Raw genomic sequence first — 17,564 nt, 5'->3', positions numbered from 1 at the left:
AGGCTCGGCGACCTTAGCGCGAGGCAGGTCCCGGCGACAACCCGACGTTTTCAGTGGCCCCAGATGAGTTCTTCGGTCCAGCCCAGCTCGGCAAAATCCTCGGCTCGCATACCGGATTCGCCGGCACAGAAAAACTCGTCCAGTTGCGGCGGTTTTACCGAGGTGCCGCTGAGCATGGCGTGAACCTGGCCACGATGGTGGATCTGATGTTCGAACAGGTGCGAGATCATCCGCAGACGGCTGTCGTGCTGTGGCGTGTCGCGGGCGATGGTGACAATGCGCCCCAGATCGGCATCGCGCAGTTGCTCGCAGTAGGCGATCAGCCTGCGGTCGACATGGGCCTGTTCCCGGCGCAAGGCCTGTGACTCGGTGAAGGGTTCGTCAGCGTTGAAGAACACGTAGCAATCGGGATGCGGTTCGTCACCGCGCAACTCCCGCTCCAGCGCGTCGACGTAGAACCAGTCGCAGGTGAGGATATGGTTGAGGGTCAGGCGGATGCTCGGGAAGAAACTGGCCCGTGGCGCCGCCAGCTCCGTGTCGTCGAGCTGGCTCCAGGCGTTGGCCAGTCGATGGTTGGCCCACGCATTCTGATAAGCCATGGTCAGCAAATGGTGGGACAGGGGCTGAGTCATGTGGCGCCTCCGTGTTTCAGGTCTCGGCGAAGCGTTGCAGCTGCATCTCCTGCAAGCGGCTGAGGGTCCGGCGGAACGGGAATTCCAGATAGCCCTCGGTATACAGCGCGTCCATCGGCACTTCAGCCTCGATGAACAGCGGCACCTTGCGGTCGTAGCACTCGTCGACCAGCGCGATGAAGCGGCGCACGCCGTCGTCATGCACCGACAACTGCGGCAATTCGCGATCGCCGGCCACCACCCGCTCCGCGCCATCCTCGGTGCCACGGGCGATCCGCCCTTCGCGTTTTTTCGCGCTTAGGTTCGGCACCTCGCTCAACAGGATAGCCCGGTAGGTGTCGCACAGCGCGATGAAATCCATGGCGGCGAACGGTTGCTCGCACAGGTCGGCGTAACGGCACCACAGCACCGAATCGCTGGCCTGCACCACGTTCAGGGCACGGTAACCGACCGGCACCGGTTCGCCACTGACGGTTTGCCCGGCCGCCAAGGCGTCGAACACCTGGCTTAGCGCGCTACCCTGCCCCGGCTGAGTGACCCAGTAGCGCTGCTCGATGGCGCCGGGATGCAATCGATGATCTTCGGCGCCGTTTACCGCGACCACTTGCATGTGCTGTTTGATCGCGGTGATCGCCGGCAGGAAGCGGTCGCGGTTGAAGCCGTCGGCATACAGCTGATCCGGTGGCAGGTTGGAAGTGCAGACCACCACCACGCCCTCGTCGAACATCACTTGAAACAAGCGCCCGAGAATGATCGCGTCGCCGATGTCATTGACGAACAGCTCGTCGAAACACAGCACTCGCACTTCAGCCGCCAGCTCACGGGCCAGGGCTCGCAACGGATCGGTGATCCCGGTCAACTGAAAGGAGCGTTGGTGCACCCAGCCCATGAAGTGATGAAAGTGTTGCCGCCGCGCCGGCACCCGCAGGCTCTGATGAAACTGATCCATCAGCCAGGTCTTGCCGCGCCCGACCGGGCCCCACAGGTAAACGCCGGTAACCGAACGGGCACCGGCGTGCAAGGCTTCATGGCATTTTTGCAAGGCCCAGACCGCGTGTTCCTGGGCTTCATCCTGGATGAAGCCCTTGTGGTCGACGGCATATTGCCAGGCGCTCAGGGGGGAGTCGAAAGTCATGCGCGGCAGTATGCCACGACGGCTACAGGGAAATATCCAGCCGAGCGATTTTGCCCTGTTCGTTGAGGCGGAACGTGTAGCGCAGCTCCAGCGGGCTGCCGGGAAACGTTCCGGAGATCAGCCCTTGCACCAGTACTTTGCCGGTGCGCTGCTGGACGCCGAGCACTTCGACCCGTGGCTGATAGCGCTGGGCGGTGTCCTGCATCCAATTGGCGATGGCCTGCGGGCCGACCTGATGATGGCCCTCATCGAACACATGGGCATCCTCGGCAAAAAAACTGCCGACCCGGGAGGTATCGCGAGCATTGGCAGCATTGATGTACTCAACGATGGCCGGGGCGAGTATCGAGGTGGGATGGAACATGGGTGCAGCTCCTTTTTTCGGGTTCTGTCGCCATCCTAGAACAGCCCTGCGTCAATTCCTGTCAGGAGTGAAACGGCCGTTTTCGTCCAGTTGCATCAGCCGCTGCCAGGTGCGCAACAGGTCGCTGCGCCGCCCCGGATAGCGCTCACCGTGCAGGCTGGCGGCGGCAATCCGGTCGGTGCGAAACGTGCGATAGGCACCGCGCAATTCACACCACGCGACGATGATCCGCACCTCGTTGAGAAAACCCAGCGCCAGCGGCCAGATCAACCGCTGGCTTTGCACCTGCTGCGCATCGGCATAATCGATGTGCAGCTTGGCCTGATCGCGGATGGCGTGGCGGAACACGTTCAACGGCACGGCGTTTTGCGGAAAACCGTAACCCGGCGGCCCGGGCATGACGGTTGGATTGCGCAGCGCTTCCTGGGCCTGCGGGTCCAGCACCGCAGCGATTTTCGCCAGTGCATCCGCTGCAGCCTTGCTCAGCACTTCGTCGCCGCGCTGATCGACATAACGCAGGCCCAGCACGATGGCTTCGGTCTCGTCGGCGTTGAGCATCAGCGGCGGCAGAAACAGACCGCTGCGCAGCACATACCCGATGCCCGCCTCGCCATGGATCGGCGCGCCGAGGGCGGTCAGTTCGGCGATATCGCGATAGAGGGTGCGTTCGGAGATTTCCAGCTCGGAGGCCAGCGTCGCGGCGGTCACCGGGCGCTTCTTGCCACGCAGCACTTGCAACAGGGTCAACAGTCGAGTGGTTCGCGACACGGTGTGAGGCTCTGGGCAGAAATTTGCCGGAGCTTAGCAGAGCCTGGTGTCAGAAATTGTCAGGAGCTTTCACCAGGCTCGGAGGGGATCACGCGTCGACTTTATGCCTGGCCGCGTACAGGCAAAGCATCTCCATGGCCAGGGTTGCCGCCGCCAGCGACGTCACATCCGCATGGTCATAGGCCGGCGCCACTTCCACCACGTCCATGCCCACCAGATTGATCCCGCGCAGGCCGCCAAGGATCTCCAGCGCCTGCACTGTGCTCAGGCCGCCGCACACCGGCGTACCGGTGCCCGGCGCAAATGCCGGATCCAGACAATCGATGTCGAACGTCAGGTACACCGGGTGATCGCCGACCCGCGCGCGGATCGCTTCGACAATGGCTTCGCAACCACGGCGATGCACCTGCCGCGCATCGAGCACCTGAAAGCCCTGATGATCGTCGTTGGTGGTGCGTAAACCGATCTGCACCGAACGCGCCGGATCCACCAACCCTTCCCGCGCTGCGTGCCAGAACATGGTGCCGTGATCGACCCGTTTGCCGCCCTCGTCCGGCCAGGTGTCGCTGTGGGCATCGAAGTGGATCAGCGATAACGTGCCGTGCTTGCGCGCATGGGCCTTGAGCAGTGGATAGCTGATGAAGTGATCGCCGCCGAAGGTGAGCATGGCGCTGCCGGAACCGAGGATGTGCTCGGCGTGGGCTTCGATGCTTTCCGGGATGGTGTGCGGCGAGCCGTAATCGAAGTCGCAGTCGCCGTAATCGATCACCGCCAGATGATCGAACGGGTCGAACGTCCATGGCCAGTGCCGTTCCCAGGCGATCCCGGTGGACGCCGCGCGAATCCCGCGCGGCCCGAAACGTGCGCCAGGACGGTTGCTGGTGGCGGTGTCGAACGGCACACCGCTGACCGCCACGTCCACGCCGCGCAGGTCGCGGCTGTAGCGTCGGCGCATGAAACTGGTGATCCCGGCGTAAGTGCTTTCGGCAGCAGTGCCGTAAAGGCTGTCACGGGTCAGGGCCTGATCGTTTTGCACTGGCACGTCCATCGGTGTGCTCCTGTTGTTATGAAAGGCTATTGGCGGCTACGGAAAGTGGTCCACAGGCGTGTGCGCTGGCGCATGTCCTTGAGGCTCATGCTGTGGTCGGCGTACAGCCGCTCGCGCACTTCGGGTTTTGGGAAAATGTCCGGATCGTTGCGCACCGCCTCATCCACCAGCGGCGTGGCGGCCTGGTTGGCGGTGGCGAAGAACAGCGTATTGGTCAGCGCCGCCACGGATTCGGGGCGCAACATGAACTCGATGAAAGTCCTTGCGGCTTCGGGGTGGGGCGCGTCTTTCGGGATGGCGAGGTTGTCCTGCCACACCAGCGTGCCTTCCTTGGGAATCCGGTAAGCGACTTCGAACGGCTTGTTGGCCTTGCGCGCCTGATCGGCGGCCATGCTCGCGTCACCGTTGTAGGTCAGCGCCAGGCAGACGCTGCCGTTGGCCAGATCATTGATCTGCCGCCCGGTGGCGACGTACAGCACCGAGGGCTGCAGCTTCTGCAATAAGGCTTCGGCGGCGGCCAGATCGTTCTTGTCGGTGCTGTAGGGATCTTTACCGAGATAGTGCAGCGCCAGGCCGATCACTTCCTGTGGCGAATCGAGAATCGCGATCCCGCAATCCTTGAGCTTGCTGGCGTATTCGGGCTTGAACAGCAGATCGAGGCTGTTGAGCGGCACGTCGGGCAGCCGCTGCTTCACGGCTTCGACGTTCATGCCCAGGCCGAGCGTGCCCCAGGTGTAAGGCACGCCGTAACGGTTACCGGGATCGACTGCCGCCAGTTTTTCCAGCAGATCCGGATCGAGATTGGCGTAGCCCTTGAGCCCGTCGCGAGGGATTTCCTTCAATGCGCCGGCGGCCAACCCACGGGCCAGCACGCTGGACGAAGGCACCACCACGTCGTAACCACTGCCACCGGTGAGCAATTTGGTTTCCAACACCTCTGAGGTATCGAAGGTGTCGTAGCGCACGTGAATGCCGGTTTCCTTTTCGAAGCGCTGCAAGGTTTCCGGCGCCACGTAATCGGCCCAGCTGTAGAGATTGAGCGTCTTCTCTTCGGCCTGGGCGGCGATGGAGACGGTAAGCAACAACGCGGGCAAACACAGCTTGAAGACGGGAGCCATGACGAACACCTGACCGAAGGAAGTGGTGGCAGGATGCGCCGTCGGATACATTCGAAAAATATCAAGTTTGTTAACCTGACTTTATCCAGGAGTAATGTGATGCTCGGTCAGCTCCACGATGTCGATCTTCAGCTTCTGCGGCTGTTTCTCGGCGTGGTCGAATTCAATGGTTTCAGCGCAGCCCAGGGTGAACTGGGGCTGAGCCAGTCGAGCATCAGCCAGCAAATGGCCAAGCTTGAAACCCGTCTCGGCTATCGGGTGTGCAACCGGGGCAAGGGCGGTTTCAGCCTGACGACCAAGGGCGAGCAACTGTTGATTGCCGCGCGGGCGCTGTTCGACTCGATTGAAACCTTCCGCCATCAATCCAACGGCGTCGCCGGGCGCTTGATCGGTGAAGTGCGCCTGGGTCTGTCGGAAGCGGTCGATCAATCGGTGCTGCAACGGGTGGCGGATGCGATCCGCCGGTTTCGCGAGCGGGACGAATCGGTGCGCATCGAGTTGATCAGCGCCATGCCCGGCGAAATGGAGCGCCTGCTGCTGCAACAGCGGCTGGACCTGGCCATCGGTTACTTCTCCCAGGTGCAGAGCGCGTTCGACTACCGCGAGCTGTTCAGCGAAACCCAGCATCTGTATTGCGCCCCCGGCCATCCGCTGTTTACCGACGAGGCCCCTGATGACGCGGCGTTGCAGGCCTGCGACCGGGTCGATCACCCCTACCGGTTTTTGCGCAGTGACGAGCCATTTCAGGGCAAGGTCTGCTCGGCACGCTCGGAACAGGTCGAAGGCACCCTTGCCTTCATTCTGTCCGGCAAACACGTCGGTTATCTGCCCAACCATTACGCCCGCCAATGGCAGGACAAGGGCCTGTTGCGGCCAGTGCGCGAAGGCGAGTTGAGCTTTGACGTGGCGTTCCATCTGGCCCGGCATCGGGCGCAAGTGCCCGGCGATGCGCAGAAGGCTTTTGAAGAAGACCTGCTGTCAGCCTTTGGTCGAACCTGACCTTTTGGGCAGTTTTAATGCGTTGCCCTCGCCCCTCGCTTACGGCATCCTGCGCACCCATTTTCCGACCCGGCCCCGCATTGCGGCACGCAAACCACCATGACCGTCTCTGAAAAAGCCCCGCGCAACAACGATCTGATCTACGGCCTCAACGACCGTCCGCACTTCACCGCAACGGTGTTTGCCGCCCTGCAACACGTGCTGGCCAGCTTCGTCGGCATCATTACCCCGACCCTGATCATGGGCGGCGCTCTTGGTCTGCAGAGCGAAATCCCGTACCTGATCAGCATGGCGCTGTTCGTCTCGGGCCTCGGCACTTTCGTTCAGGCCAAGCGCTTCGGCCCGGTCGGTTCCGGGCTGCTGTGCCTGCAAGGCACCAGTTTTTCCTTTATCAGCGTGATTCTCAGCGCCGGCTTCATGGTCAAGGCCCGGGGTGGCGGCACCGATGAAATCCTCTCGACGATCTTCGGCGTGTGCTTTTTCGCGGCGTTCATCGAAGTGGTGCTGAGCCAGTTCATCGGCAAGTTGCGCATGCTGATCACCCCGGTGGTGACCGGCACCATCATCACGCTGATGGGCCTGTCGCTGATCAAAGTGGCGATGACCGACATTGCCGGCGGCTTCGGCGCGGCGGATCTGGGCGCGGCCAGTCACGTGTTCCTGGCAGCGCTGGTGCTGGGCACCATCGTGGTGTTGAACCGGGTCGACGTGCCGTTCCTGCGGTTGGGCGCAATCGTCATCGGCCTGACCCTCGGCTACGTGGTGGCGTGGCTGATGGGCACCGTGGACTTCGCCAATCTGCCCGAAGTGCCGGTGGTGAGCGTACCGGTGCCGTTCAAGTACGGTTTCAACTTTGATTGGGTGGCGTTCGTGCCGGTGGCGGTGATTTTCCTGGTGTCGCCGCTGGAGGCTGCCGGTGACCTGACCGCCAACTCGATGATCTCGCGACAACCGGTCAAAGGCCCGCTGTACATCCGCCGGATCAAGTCCGGACTGCTCGCCGACGGCCTCAACTCGGCCATGGCGGCGGTGTTCAACAGCATGCCGATGGTGACCTTCGCCCAGAACAACGGCGTGATTCAGCTGACTGGTGTGGCCAGCCGCTACGTGGCGTTCTTCATTGCCGGGCTGTTGGTGCTGCTGGGACTGTTCCCGATGATCGGCGCGGTGCTGCAACTGATGCCGAAACCGGTGCTCGGCGGCGCAGAGCTGGTGATGTTCGGCACTGTGGCGGTGGCCGGGATCAAGATCCTCGCCGAGGCCGGCCTGCATCGGCGCAACATGCTGATCGTAGCGATTTCCGTCGGCATGGGCCTGGGCATCGCCGCCGTGCCGGAAGTGCTGCGCGAGCTGCCGCAGGCGCTGCGCAATATTTTCGAATCGCCGATCACCGTCGGCGCGCTGTGTGCCATCGTGCTGAATATCTTCCTGCCGGAAGAATTCATCGAACTGGAAGAGGATGACTTCGATCCGGAAGCCTCTATCCTTCAGGTCATGGAAAACCCCGACCTGCCGGCCAAAGCTGAACCCGCAACAAACGCCGCTGTCGCACAGTTGAACCGTTGATCCTGTCCGCTCCATCAAAAAGGGCTGATACCGGCAACGGTTCAGCCCTTTTTCAATGAGAGAGCATCAATGCGCCGCCTCCAAGCCGTCATCCTGTCCCTGCTTCTGCTCTCCCTCAGCGCCTGCGCGCTGTTCCCCAACCGCGACCCGGTGAACATCAACGTGGTCGGCCTCGAACCGCTGCCGAGCCAGGACCTGGAAGTGCGCTTCGCGATCAAGCTGCGCGTGCAGAACCCGAACGAAACGCCCATCGACTACAACGGCATCGCGCTGGATCTGGAGGTCAACGGCCACTCGCTGGCGTCGGGTGTGAGCGATCAGAGCGGCTCGATTCCACGGTTTTCCGAAACCATTGTCAGCGTCCCGGTGAGCATTTCCGCGTTCTCGGTGCTGCGCCAGACACTTGGCCTGAGCCAGACGCAAACCCTCGACAACCTGCCCTATGTGCTGCGCGGCAAACTGGCGGGCGGGTTGTTTGGCACGATGCGGTTTGTCGATACCGGCAAGCTCAGTCTGCCGAGGGCCAGTGCCGCAACCTGGTAAAGATGCGGTAGTCTGCACGGCCCACTGTCAGAACATGGAAGTTGTGGTTTATGCAAGACACGCCCACGCTGTACACCGAACGGCTGATTTTGCGTCCGCTTGAACTCGCGGATGCCGAGGCCATCCAGCAGCAATTTCCCCACTGGGAAGTGGTGCGTTATCTGAACGTTTTTGTGCCCTGGCCGTATCCGGACGACGGCGCCCTCACCTATCTGCGCGACATTGCGCTGCCTGCCGTTGCAGCCGGCAAAGAGTGGCACTGGACGATTCGCCTCAGATCGGCGCCAGAGCAATTGATCGGCAACATCAGCCTGATGGACGAGCCGGATAACCACCGTGGGTTCTGGCTCGCCCCGGCGTGGCAGGGTCAGGGCCTGATGACCGAAGCCAGCGAAGCCGTGACCCGGTATTGGTTCGAAACCCTCGATCAACCGTTGATGCGCGTGCCGAAAGCCGCACCGAACCTCGGTTCGCGAAAGCTATCGGAGCGTAGCGGCATGCGCTTGATTCGCACGGACGAGGATGACTTTGTCGGCGGCCGCTTCCCATGGGAAATCTGGGAAATCACCCGCGAAGAATGGCGGCGCCGACAAACCGTCAAACCGTGAAACGCACGCCCGGTTTAGCCCGCTCATCGACGCTCAACTCGAACACATCCGGCCGCGCATAGTGGCCAACCACGTCGTAGTCGTAGCGGGCGCGCACCAGTTCGGCGGTGTCGATCTCGGCGGTGAGCAGTCCGGCCTCGCCGCGCAACGGCCCGGCCAGCACATCGCCCATCGGCCCGACGATCACGCTGCCACCGGCGATCAGCGGTCGATCCCCCGGCCAGTTGGCAACTTCCACGCCCAGCTCATTCGGCGAGGCCTGGACTTGACAGGCGCTGACCACAAAACAGCGCCCTTCATGAGCGATGTGGCGCATGCTGACCTGCCACATCTCGCGCTCATCCACAGTCGGCGCGCACCAGACCTCAATGCCCTTGGCGTACATCGCCGTGCGCATCAGCGGCATCATGTTTTCCCAGCAGATCACTGCGCCGAGCTTGCCGACCTGAGTGTCGAGCACCGGCAGCGTCGAGCCGTCGCCCTTGCCCCAGATCAGCCGTTCGGTGCCGGTGGGCATCAGTTTGCGGTGCTTGGCCACCAGGCCCGCCTGCGGGTCGAAATACAGCGCGGTGCAGTGCAAGGTGCTGCCGGCCCGCTCGATCACGCCGATTACCAGATTGGCGCCAGTGCGCGCCGACAGCCCGGCCAGCGCTTCGGTTTCCGCCCCCGGCACATCGATAGCGTTGGCGAAGTAACGGGCATAGGCCTCGCGGCCTTCCGGCAAGCGATAACCCAGCTGCGTGCCGAACCCCTCGCCTTTCGGGTAACCGCCGAGCAAGGCTTCGGGCATCACCACCAGCGCGGCGCCGGATTCGATGATCGCGGTTTCCCAGCTCAGGATCTGTTCCAGGGTCTCAGCCTTGCCACCGGGCAAGGCGCCGATCTGCAGGGCGGCAACGATTGATTTGGGCATGACGGTCACTCCGTGAAGTTCAGGTGTTGCTCATTCTCCGGCGCCACGGGATCATGAATAAAGACCGATCCACTGCTGAATGATATGAACCAGATGAATATCGCAACCGTCGACCTCAACCTGCTAAAAGTCTTCGAAGCCCTGCATGAAGAGTCCAGCGCCAGCCGCGCGGCGTTGCGCCTGGGCGTGACCCAGTCGGCGGTCAGCGCGGCCTTGCGCCGGTTGCGCGAACTGTATGGCGATCAATTGTTCGTGCGCACCGGCCGGGGGCTGGCGCCGACGCTCAAGGCCAACCAGTTGAAACCGGTGGTCAGCGATGCGCTGAACAAGTGCCGACAAAGCCTGGCCATGGTCGACCCGACCGCCAATCACTACGAAGGACGCTCGGTCACCGTCGGCCTTTCGGACGATTTCGAGATCGCTTACGGCCGTCGGCTGATCGAAGACATCGCCCGCCGCGCACCGAAACTGCGGCTGATTTTCCGCCAGACCCACAGCCAGATCGTCGCCCGGGCGCTGATGGAGCGCAGCATCGATCTGGCGATCACCGCCGGCGGCTTCGCCGAGCGGCTGCTCAGCCGTCAGGTATTGGGTGAAGGGGGTTATGCGTGTCTGGTGGATCCGGCGAGCCTGGCGCCGGGCCAGCAGCAGATCGATCTGGAGGAATTCGTCACCCGCGAGCATCTTCTGGTGTCGTCGGGCGGTTTTATCGGGATCACCGATGAAGGGCTGGCGGCGCTGGGCCGCAGTCGCCGGGTCTGCGCCTCGACCACGCATTTCGCTGCGTTGCCGCATCTGCTCAAGGGCAGCGAGGCGGTGGCGACCATTCCCACCCACGCGGCGCAGGCCATTGCTTCAATGAGCGGGCTGGCGCTGTTGCCCTGCCCGCTGGCATTGCCGCGTTATCCGATCGAACTGGGCTGGCGTACCAGCACCCAGATCGATCCGGTGGTGCTGACCGTGCGCGAAGCGATAGGCGCTAGTTTCAGGGCCGAATGATTACTTGTTGGCCGCCATCAGGCGATTGACTTCACTGCGCACCATGTTGGCGAATTCCGGCGGCGACATGCCGTCCAGTTCCGCGCGCACGAACTCGGCCCATTTGCCCTTGCGCTTGGAGCGCTCGCCGAACAACCGCGCGGCCTCGCCCTTGGCTTTGCCCAGATTGTTCTGCCAGAGTTCGAACAGTCGGGATTTCTCATCTTCCAGCGCGGCGCGCTCTGCGAGGGATTTGTCGGCCAGATTGAAACTCATCGGGAATTACCTGCTGCATGAAATGGCGACATCTTACACGCTGGACGGAAACCTCTGACGCTGGTTTTTGTTCCGGATGGAAAATCGCTGCAACTTTTCAAGGCGCGCCACACTCCATTGTTCACTGTCCATTCACCTGCAAGGAGTCACCCAATGGCCCGGAAAACCGCCGTTCAAGCCGCCGAAGACCAAATCAAGGACCAGGCCTTCAGCGAACTTCAGGCGCTGATCGAAGAGTCGGAAAAACTGCTCAAGAGCAGTGCATCCCTGGTCGGCGAGGAAGCGGAGACCCTGCGCGGGCAAATCGCCCAGAAATTGCAGCAGGCGCTGGATTCGGTCACCAGTGTGCGTGATCGCACCAAACCGGCGGTGGACGCCACCGAGAGCTACATCGGCGGGCACCCGTGGCAGACCGTGGCGATTTCCGCCGGGTTCGGCCTGGTAGTCGGATTGTTGCTCGGTCGCCGCTGAGCGCGAACAAAAAAGGCGAGCCCTCGGGCTCGCCTTTTTCATGCCCGGCAAAAACTCATTCGCCGGCCAGTTCACGCAACTGCGCCAGGGTCTGCTGATCCAGTTCGATCCCTTTGGCCAGTGACTTGGCCCGCTGCAAATGCCGCCGATCCCCCGGCAAGCGCTTGAGCCCTACCCCGTGCATCTGCCGCACCAGTTCCTGACTGCGCTCGGCAAAGCTTTGCCCGGCGGTCTTGCTCGGGTCGATCACTATCAGTAACTGGCCGGTCCACGGGGTCTTGGCACCGGGGTGATTCTTCCAGTCGAATTCGAACGAAAAGTTGCCGCCGGTCAGCGCAGCGGCGAGCAGCTCGACCATCATCGACAGCGCCGAACCTTTGTGCCCGCCAAACGGCAGCAACGCGCCGCCTTCCAGAATCGCTTTCGGATCGCAGGTCGGCTGGCCGAGGCTGTCGACGCCCATGCCCGCCGGCAGTTTCTCGCCCTTGCGCGCGGCGATCTGTACGTCGCCATGGGCAATGGCGCTGGTGGCCAGGTCAAACACGATTGGCGCGCCATCGGCCCGGGGTGCGGCGAAAGCGATCGGGTTGGTGCCGAACAATGGCCGGTCGGCGCCGTGCGGCACCACGCAAGTCATGCTGTTGACCACGCTCAGCGCCACCAGGCCTTCGTCGGCAAAAGGCTCGACGTCCGGCCACAGCGCGGCAAAGTGGTGGGAGTTGCGGATCGCCAACACCGCAATCCCGGCACTGCGGGCCTTTTCCATCAGCAGTGGACGTGCCGCCGCCAGCGCAGGCTGGGCAAAACCGTTGCCGGCATCGACGCTGACGAACCCTGAAGCCACGTCCTCGACTTTCGGCACGGCCTTGCCGTTGACCCAGCCGCTGTTGAGCGTCGAGACATAACCGGGAATCCGGAATACGCCGTGACTGTGCGCACCGTCCCGCTCGGCACTGGCGCAATTGGCGGCCAGGGTTCTGGCGACTTCGGCCGAGGTGCCGTGACGGGTGAAAATCGTTTCCAGCAGTTGAGTCAGCTCGTCCAGGGACACCGTGGACGAGAGCGAATGATCGTGTGGCGCAGACATCTGAAGCTCCAGAGTAATTATTGGAGGGAACAACAGCGAACGGACAACCCGCCAGAGGATTAACCACGGCTGGCCGGTGGCCTGTCAACCCCGCAATAGACAGCCGATTTCCAGACAGCGGGCTCAATACCCTTCACATTCAGGTCAATCCCAATCTGACACTGGCGGGCCCCGCCAGAAACCTCGTCGAATTTGCCCTCGATCACATCAATGTCGCCCAGAGCACCGGTTAGAAAGGGTCGGCCAGCTGGAGCCGATCCGAGCGTTTGATTCACGCATAAAAAATGCGCAGGCTCGACACCTGCGCATCGCTCCACAACCGTGGGGGTCAGTCTTTCTGATCGCGAAGGACATTGCCGGAGGCGCCGTCTATACGGAATTCGTACACCACCCCGTCGGCCTTGCGTCCTTCGCCTTTCCAATAACCATTGTTGTCGGCCTCGATCTCGTAGACCTCGACATAACCGGCCTTGGTTTTCACGATCTCGATGGCCTTCTCGATGGTGATCCAGCCCGCGCCCGGGCGGTCGGCCAGTGCCGCGCCTGCGCTCAGAAGACTGGCGGTTGCAACCACAGCGGCCAAGGTTCTTTTGATCATGTTTTCACTCCATTTATGGTTAATGTTCGCGGGATGTCCTGTTTTTTGGGGCGCTGCAGCGAAAAAAAGTTCCACGTTTGATGGGTAAATGCCATGACGGCTGTTCTCGGCGCCTTCCGCCCAAGGTTAGAATGCGCGAAATCAGGATGAGTCAATGACCCAGAACCCTCTCTCGGAAGCCGAATACGATGCAATCACCGATGCCGCCGCGCATTGGTGCATGCGCCTGCACGCCGTTGACTGCACCGCTGAAGAGCGCATGGCGTTCGAACAATGGCGCGATGCGCACCCGCTTCACGCGTTCGAGTATGAGGCGATGCTGGAAATCTGGGACGTCGCTGAACACCTGCCCCGGCCGGCAACGGCACCGGCCCTGCCGATTCACCCGACGGCGACCCGATCATGGCGCCAGTACGCCGTAGCGGCTTGCGTCTGCGCACTGGCTTTGCCGCTGGCGGCCTGGACCGGATGGAACCTCGGCTGGCTGCCTGACAGCTATCAGCATTTCGCGGCCACCGACAATGTCCGCCATGTCACCCTGGGCGATGGCAGCCAGGTCGAGCTGAATCTCAACACCGAACTGACCTACAGCAATTACAAGGACGAGCGTCGCGTCACCCTGAAAAAGGGCGAGGCGTTCTTTGAAGTCAGCCACGACCTGAGCCACCCGTTCGTCGTCAGGGCCGCCGAAGGCAGGATTCGCGTCACCGGCACCCGCTTCAACGTCTGGATGTATGAGGATCAGGTGAAGGTCAACCTGATCGAGGGTTCCGTGCTGGTCACCAGCAACACTCAATTGCCCGGCGATGGTCTGCGCCTGGGGCCTTCGATGCAGGCACGCTACAGGCATGGCGATTTCACTCCGCAGATCAGCCAGACCTATGCCAACGACAACGCACTGGCCTGGCGCAGCGGCAAACTGGTGCTCGACAACCTGCCGCTGAACGAAGCATTGCCGCAGATCAACCGTTACCTGGACAAGCCCCTGATGCTGGCCGACAACGCCACCGGTTCGATCCGAGTGGGCGGCATTTACAACATCAAGGAACTGAACAGCTTCGCCAGTTCTCTGCCCAAAGTCCTGCCGGTCTTCCTGACCCGCAACAAGGACGGCAACCCGGTGATCAACCCGATGCCGCAGCAACCGCCAAAAAACTGAAGGCCGTTCCCGTGAGGGAGCGGCCTTGTGCTTTTGCGGTTGTCCGCAGGTTGAACAGCTGATTACTGCGCCGCGACTTTCCCCGTTTTTTCCAGGTCATCGCGCACGGTCTGCACCTGATATTGCGGATCGGCCTCGATCTGCTGTTCGGTGAACGGCAACACACTCCACTGTTTCTTCGAGAAGGCCTCGGTCTGATCCCGGGAATACTTCGACGCCGGATCACTGGATAACGAGAATGCCAGCAGGCCCTGGGCATGCGGTCCCTTGTCATCGAACGTCACGACTTGCAGGTAACTGGTGCCGCTGACCACTTCCAGCTTGCCGTCTTCACGGGGCACGCTCTGGATGGCGTTGTAGATGCCGAGCGTGCCCGGGCCACCGTGAATCGGCGTTTGCTGGCCACCACTGCTGACCACCTGCACATCCCCCCAGCGGGTGCTGGCGTTCAGGCCCATTTTTACCGCCGATTCGGCCGACGCCAGCATGGCCTCGCGCAGTGCCTTGGCCACTTCCGGTTTTTCAACGGCCAGCCCGCGCGGGGTGTGCTGAGCATCCTTGGGATCGAACGCCACGCGCCAGGCCTGCGGCGATTCCTGCATCGCTTGCATGATGTTCTGGAAATGCACCAGGCCGACGCCCGACTCCAGATTCGCCCGACCATCCCACGCCTTCAGGCTGCTGCATACCGATTTCAACGCGGCCTCAGACTGCGAAGCACAGAACTTTCGCAGGTCCGGCACCACCTGAGTCGCCAGGAATACCTGATCGTCCATCACCATGTGTTGCAGATCCTGCACCGACACCGAGCCTTTCTTGCTCAGGGTCGCCAGACGATCCAGCGCAAAGCGCGAGCGCAGGCCCAATGGCTGGCCGTCCTGACTGATCAACGGCGAGAAACCGGTCAGCGGTTGTGCCGGGTTGGCCAGCCAGGCCGAATCGTTGGAGTGCTGGACAAAGTCCTTGCGCAGCAGCTGCGGCAACTGGCTGGAGGCGTAAATGCCCTTCTGTGCGGCTTGCGGGTCGATGTCCCAGGCGCAGGCGCTGTTGGAGCCGTCGAGCACGATCATTTTCAGACCGGCGCGCGGGTCGCTGCACCTGGCCAGTTTGTCGGCGCTGACGTTCGGCACCACCGACAGGTTCATGTACAGCGTCTGGCCCTTGTCATCCACGGCCAGGGTGTTGACCCACGGGATGCCCTGAATCGTGTGCACCGAATCCTGCAGATCCTTGAGATTGCCGGCGCGGTTCATGGCGTACCACTGTTTCAGCACCCGGTCGTTGTCGAGGTTCGCATCGCGAAGGCTATAGGCGAACTGATTGTCCCAATCGAGCTTGCCGGGCCATTGCACAATCGGGCCGAACTGCGAACTGTAGACATCCCGCGAGACCGGCACCACCTGACCGTCCGCCTGTTTGACCTGCACGGTGACCGTCTGCTTGTTCATCGGCAGGGACTGGCCGTCGAGCAGGTAACGGGTCGGATCCTTCGGATCGAGTTGCAGGCGATACAGGGTGAAGTGCTTGGACGAATCGACGGTGTGGGTCCAGGCCAGGTGCTGGTTGAAGCCAATGTTGATCATCGGCAGGCCCGGCAGCGCCGCGCCCATCACATCCAGTTTGCCCGGAATGGTCAGGTGCATCTGATAGAAGCGCATGCCGCCGACCCACGGGAAATGCGGGTTGGCCAACAGCATCCCACGGCCATTGAACGAACGCTCGCTGCCCACCGCCACCGCGTTGCTGCCACGGTCCAGTGCGAAGCGTTGCAGGCGCGTGTCCGCCAGTTGATAGGCCCGCGCATCGTTTTCAATCTTCGCAGTGGCCTGCGGCGGAGTAGCACCCGCCAGCGCTTCGGCGAACTGGCCCACCCCGCCCTCGACCAGCAGACGACGGGTCAGCTTCACCAGGTCCTCGGCGGCGATATCGCGCACCCATTCACCCTGGCACTGTTGTGGCAAGCCCTGCTGACGGCGTTCGGCCAGATAACGGTTGTAGCCGGCGGCATAACCCTCCACCAAATCACGCACTTCGACCGGCTGGGCCTGCCAGAAAGCGTTCACTGCCTGCGGCGTGTTGAGCCACTGGAAGAACACGTCGCTGACGCGGTTCTCGCGCTCTTCGACCGTCAGTTGCTCCGGCCCGAAGTACCGCGACCGCTCGCCGTTGACCGTCACGACTTCGTTGGCCAGCAGGCACAGGTTGTCCTGCGCATAGGCATAACCGATGCCGAACCCGAGACCACGTTCGTTTTCCGCGCGGATGTGCGGTACGCCAAAACCGGTGCGACGGATATCGGCGCCGGTCTGGCCGGAAGGGCTGAACGCCTGCGCCGACAGACTCAGCCCGAGAAAGAGGCCGGCAAGGGTCAGTCCGGTGAATTGCCTGGAAATAGTCACGCTCGCTCCTGATCGAAATGCCGAAGAGCGAACCGCCAGCCACCGTGAACACGTCGGACCCGGCTCGCTCTGAAATCACCCACGCGTCACGCGCAATGAGTCTGTCCAGAAAACGAAGCCGTGGGAAAAAAATTTAGTCGGTCACACACCCGTTTCATGCCGCAATCACGGGGAAAAGACAAAACTACGACAAATTTTCTACATTTTCCGCTTCATGATTTGTCGGGCTGAAACGTCTTGTTTAGAGAGAGCACGAAAAACCTTTCCTGATCAGGCTCTGAAAGGAGTAATCGCATGTACAACCCACCCCTACCATCGGAAGGTAGCCAGACCCCACAAGGAGCGCCCATGGGTTCACACGCCGACGTATTCGGGCAACGGGTCGAGCGTCACGGCAATGAACGCATCCGTATGCTGCTTAAAAGCTTCGGCCTGCGCACCAGCCTGATTCGCCTCAAAGTCATCGACACCCTGCTGGTCGCCGCCGAGGACGACCGTCGTCTGGGTGTGCGGGGAGTTCACAGCCAGTTGCTGGATCTGGACATTCCCTTGTCCTTTCTCAGCGTGCGCGAAGTCCTCAAACGCCTGTGCGCCGAAGGTGTCATCACGTTCAACGACGACAAGAGCTACAGCCTCCATCCCCAGGCTGCCGCCGTGCTCAACCACGATTGAAGCGCCCGGCAGATGCCGTCAGGGCTTGACCTTGCGGCGCATCACGCCGTTGATCACCACAACCACCACCGCCACACCGATGGCGATGTACTGAAATGTTTGCTCGCTGAGCTTGCCGGTGTTTTGCAGCCAGGACAGGCCGAGCATGATCAGCAGTACGGCGAGGGCGATCAGAATCGAATATTTCAAGCGTTGCTTCTGGGTCATTACAGGTTCCTGAACCGTTGGAA

At 62.0% G+C, this 17,564-nt stretch carries 20 protein-coding genes; 8 read left to right on the top strand and 12 right to left on the bottom strand.

Going from position 1 to position 17,564, the window contains the following annotated elements; all coding sequences use genetic code 11:
* Positions 1-50: 50 nt before the first annotated feature.
* The 6 genes from CAF76_RS00760 to CAF76_RS00735 all read right to left on the bottom strand — a co-directional run bounded on the left by CAF76_RS00760 (position 51) and on the right by CAF76_RS00735 (position 5,065).
* Positions 51-632: a DinB family protein gene (locus CAF76_RS00760; RefSeq protein WP_085646482.1), complete on the bottom strand. Its 582-nt coding sequence runs from the start codon at positions 630-632 to the stop codon at positions 51-53.
* A gap of 16 nt (positions 633-648) precedes the next feature.
* The gene (gene zapE / locus CAF76_RS00755) at positions 649-1,767 is read right to left on the bottom strand and encodes a cell division protein ZapE (RefSeq protein ID WP_085646481.1); all 1,119 of its coding nucleotides are present in this window, start codon (positions 1,765-1,767) and stop codon (positions 649-651) included.
* A gap of 22 nt (positions 1,768-1,789) precedes the next feature.
* Positions 1,790-2,131: a nuclear transport factor 2 family protein gene (locus CAF76_RS00750; RefSeq protein WP_007957516.1), complete on the bottom strand. Its 342-nt coding sequence runs from the start codon at positions 2,129-2,131 to the stop codon at positions 1,790-1,792.
* A 51-nt stretch (positions 2,132-2,182) separates the two neighbouring features.
* Complete coding sequence (locus tag CAF76_RS00745) at positions 2,183-2,899, bottom strand: YafY family protein (protein ID WP_085646480.1); 717 nt, start codon at positions 2,897-2,899, stop codon at positions 2,183-2,185.
* An 88-nt stretch (positions 2,900-2,987) separates the two neighbouring features.
* Positions 2,988-3,947, bottom strand: coding sequence for an agmatinase (gene speB / locus CAF76_RS00740; protein WP_085646479.1), 960 nt, complete (start codon positions 3,945-3,947; stop codon positions 2,988-2,990).
* A gap of 26 nt (positions 3,948-3,973) precedes the next feature.
* Entirely contained in the window at positions 3,974-5,065 is a 1,092-nt protein-coding gene (locus CAF76_RS00735; protein ID WP_085646851.1) for a polyamine ABC transporter substrate-binding protein, read from the bottom strand.
* Between the two features lie 99 nt (positions 5,066-5,164).
* Here CAF76_RS00735 and CAF76_RS00730 point away from each other — a divergent pair, with 99 nt between their 5' ends.
* From CAF76_RS00730 to CAF76_RS00715, 4 genes are all read left to right on the top strand, one after another.
* The gene (locus tag CAF76_RS00730; RefSeq protein WP_085646478.1) at positions 5,165-6,064 is read left to right on the top strand and encodes a LysR family transcriptional regulator; all 900 of its coding nucleotides are present in this window, start codon (positions 5,165-5,167) and stop codon (positions 6,062-6,064) included.
* 99 nt (positions 6,065-6,163) lie between these two features.
* A complete protein-coding gene (locus tag CAF76_RS00725; RefSeq protein ID WP_085611690.1) occupies positions 6,164-7,630 on the top strand; it encodes a nucleobase:cation symporter-2 family protein in 1,467 nt (488 codons plus the stop codon).
* A gap of 69 nt (positions 7,631-7,699) precedes the next feature.
* Positions 7,700-8,173, top strand: a complete 474-nt coding sequence (locus CAF76_RS00720; protein WP_007957522.1) for an LEA type 2 family protein — start codon at positions 7,700-7,702, stop codon at positions 8,171-8,173.
* Between the two features lie 50 nt (positions 8,174-8,223).
* Complete coding sequence (locus tag CAF76_RS00715; protein WP_085646477.1) at positions 8,224-8,781, top strand: GNAT family N-acetyltransferase; 558 nt, start codon at positions 8,224-8,226, stop codon at positions 8,779-8,781.
* Here the strand turns inward: CAF76_RS00715 and CAF76_RS00710 are convergent.
* Positions 8,771-9,694: a carbon-nitrogen hydrolase family protein gene (locus CAF76_RS00710; RefSeq protein WP_085611692.1), complete on the bottom strand. Its 924-nt coding sequence runs from the start codon at positions 9,692-9,694 to the stop codon at positions 8,771-8,773. The genes CAF76_RS00715 and CAF76_RS00710 overlap by 11 nt on opposite strands.
* A gap of 84 nt (positions 9,695-9,778) precedes the next feature.
* Here CAF76_RS00710 and CAF76_RS00705 point away from each other — a divergent pair, with 84 nt between their 5' ends.
* Positions 9,779-10,693, top strand: a complete 915-nt coding sequence (locus tag CAF76_RS00705) for a LysR family transcriptional regulator (protein WP_085646476.1) — start codon at positions 9,779-9,781, stop codon at positions 10,691-10,693.
* Here the strand turns inward: CAF76_RS00705 and CAF76_RS00700 are convergent, their stop codons facing one another.
* Positions 10,694-10,948 (bottom strand): hypothetical protein, encoded by a 255-nt coding sequence (locus CAF76_RS00700; protein WP_007957535.1) that lies wholly within the window; start codon positions 10,946-10,948, stop codon positions 10,694-10,696. It lies immediately after the preceding gene.
* 153 nt (positions 10,949-11,101) lie between these two features.
* Between CAF76_RS00700 and CAF76_RS00695 the strand changes: the two genes are divergently transcribed.
* Positions 11,102-11,419 carry a YqjD family protein gene (locus tag CAF76_RS00695; RefSeq protein WP_007957537.1) on the top strand — a complete coding sequence of 106 codons (318 nt, stop codon included), beginning with the start codon at positions 11,102-11,104 and terminating at the stop codon, positions 11,417-11,419.
* A gap of 55 nt (positions 11,420-11,474) precedes the next feature.
* Here the strand turns inward: CAF76_RS00695 and CAF76_RS00690 are convergent, their stop codons facing one another.
* Both CAF76_RS00690 and CAF76_RS00685 read right to left on the bottom strand, forming a co-directional pair.
* Positions 11,475-12,506 (bottom strand): Ldh family oxidoreductase, encoded by a 1,032-nt coding sequence (locus tag CAF76_RS00690; RefSeq protein ID WP_085646475.1) that lies wholly within the window; start codon positions 12,504-12,506, stop codon positions 11,475-11,477.
* 328 nt (positions 12,507-12,834) lie between these two features.
* Positions 12,835-13,104: a PepSY domain-containing protein gene (locus CAF76_RS00685; RefSeq protein WP_085646474.1), complete on the bottom strand. Its 270-nt coding sequence runs from the start codon at positions 13,102-13,104 to the stop codon at positions 12,835-12,837.
* A 154-nt stretch (positions 13,105-13,258) separates the two neighbouring features.
* On the opposite strand from CAF76_RS00685, the gene CAF76_RS00680 reads away from it, so the two are divergent.
* Positions 13,259-14,263, top strand: coding sequence for a FecR family protein (locus CAF76_RS00680; protein WP_064596334.1), 1,005 nt, complete (start codon positions 13,259-13,261; stop codon positions 14,261-14,263).
* A gap of 62 nt (positions 14,264-14,325) precedes the next feature.
* Here CAF76_RS00680 and CAF76_RS00675 read toward each other — a convergent pair whose 3' ends face one another.
* On the bottom strand, positions 14,326-16,662 hold the full coding sequence (locus CAF76_RS00675) for an acylase (protein WP_085646473.1): 2,337 nt from the start codon (positions 16,660-16,662) through the stop codon (positions 14,326-14,328).
* 294 nt (positions 16,663-16,956) lie between these two features.
* On the opposite strand from CAF76_RS00675, the gene CAF76_RS00670 reads away from it, so the two are divergent.
* Positions 16,957-17,334, top strand: a complete 378-nt coding sequence (locus CAF76_RS00670; RefSeq protein ID WP_085611698.1) for a fe2+ zn2+ uptake regulation protein — start codon at positions 16,957-16,959, stop codon at positions 17,332-17,334.
* Between the two features lie 18 nt (positions 17,335-17,352).
* Here the strand turns inward: CAF76_RS00670 and CAF76_RS00665 are convergent, their stop codons facing one another.
* Positions 17,353-17,541, bottom strand: a complete 189-nt coding sequence (locus tag CAF76_RS00665; protein WP_085646472.1) for a hypothetical protein — start codon at positions 17,539-17,541, stop codon at positions 17,353-17,355.
* Between the last annotated feature and the right edge of the window lie 23 nt (positions 17,542-17,564).

Source organism: Pseudomonas sp. B40(2017) (assembly GCF_002112855.1).
GTDB classification, from domain to species: Bacteria; Pseudomonadota; Gammaproteobacteria; order Pseudomonadales; family Pseudomonadaceae; genus Aquipseudomonas; species Aquipseudomonas pharyngis.
Note: the sequence above shows the minus strand (reverse complement) of the source record. Positions and strands in the feature narration are given on the sequence as shown.

Excerpts from the sequence above, each read along its gene's own strand:
- CAF76_RS00760 (WP_085646482.1), bottom strand. The coding sequence starts at position 632 with ATGACTCAGCCCCTGTCCCACCATTTGCTGACCATGGCTTATCAGAAT.
- zapE (WP_085646481.1), bottom strand. The coding sequence starts at position 1,767 with ATGACTTTCGACTCCCCCCTGAGCGCCTGGCAATATGCCGTCGACCAC.
- CAF76_RS00750 (WP_007957516.1), bottom strand. The coding sequence starts at position 2,131 with ATGTTCCATCCCACCTCGATACTCGCCCCGGCCATCGTTGAGTACATC.
- speB (WP_085646479.1), bottom strand. The coding sequence starts at position 3,947 with ATGGACGTGCCAGTGCAAAACGATCAGGCCCTGACCCGTGACAGCCTT.
- CAF76_RS00735 (WP_085646851.1), bottom strand. The coding sequence starts at position 5,065 with ATGGCTCCCGTCTTCAAGCTGTGTTTGCCCGCGTTGTTGCTTACCGTC.
- CAF76_RS00730 (WP_085646478.1), top strand. The coding sequence starts at position 5,165 with ATGCTCGGTCAGCTCCACGATGTCGATCTTCAGCTTCTGCGGCTGTTT.
- CAF76_RS00725 (WP_085611690.1), top strand. The coding sequence starts at position 6,164 with ATGACCGTCTCTGAAAAAGCCCCGCGCAACAACGATCTGATCTACGGC.
- CAF76_RS00720 (WP_007957522.1), top strand. The coding sequence starts at position 7,700 with ATGCGCCGCCTCCAAGCCGTCATCCTGTCCCTGCTTCTGCTCTCCCTC.
- CAF76_RS00715 (WP_085646477.1), top strand. The coding sequence starts at position 8,224 with ATGCAAGACACGCCCACGCTGTACACCGAACGGCTGATTTTGCGTCCG.
- CAF76_RS00710 (WP_085611692.1), bottom strand. The coding sequence starts at position 9,694 with ATGCCCAAATCAATCGTTGCCGCCCTGCAGATCGGCGCCTTGCCCGGT.
- CAF76_RS00705 (WP_085646476.1), top strand. The coding sequence starts at position 9,779 with ATGAACCAGATGAATATCGCAACCGTCGACCTCAACCTGCTAAAAGTC.
- CAF76_RS00700 (WP_007957535.1), bottom strand. The coding sequence starts at position 10,948 with ATGAGTTTCAATCTGGCCGACAAATCCCTCGCAGAGCGCGCCGCGCTG.
- CAF76_RS00695 (WP_007957537.1), top strand. The coding sequence starts at position 11,102 with ATGGCCCGGAAAACCGCCGTTCAAGCCGCCGAAGACCAAATCAAGGAC.
- CAF76_RS00690 (WP_085646475.1), bottom strand. The coding sequence starts at position 12,506 with ATGTCTGCGCCACACGATCATTCGCTCTCGTCCACGGTGTCCCTGGAC.
- CAF76_RS00685 (WP_085646474.1), bottom strand. The coding sequence starts at position 13,104 with ATGATCAAAAGAACCTTGGCCGCTGTGGTTGCAACCGCCAGTCTTCTG.
- CAF76_RS00680 (WP_064596334.1), top strand. The coding sequence starts at position 13,259 with ATGACCCAGAACCCTCTCTCGGAAGCCGAATACGATGCAATCACCGAT.
- CAF76_RS00670 (WP_085611698.1), top strand. The coding sequence starts at position 16,957 with ATGTACAACCCACCCCTACCATCGGAAGGTAGCCAGACCCCACAAGGA.
- CAF76_RS00665 (WP_085646472.1), bottom strand. The coding sequence starts at position 17,541 with ATGACCCAGAAGCAACGCTTGAAATATTCGATTCTGATCGCCCTCGCC.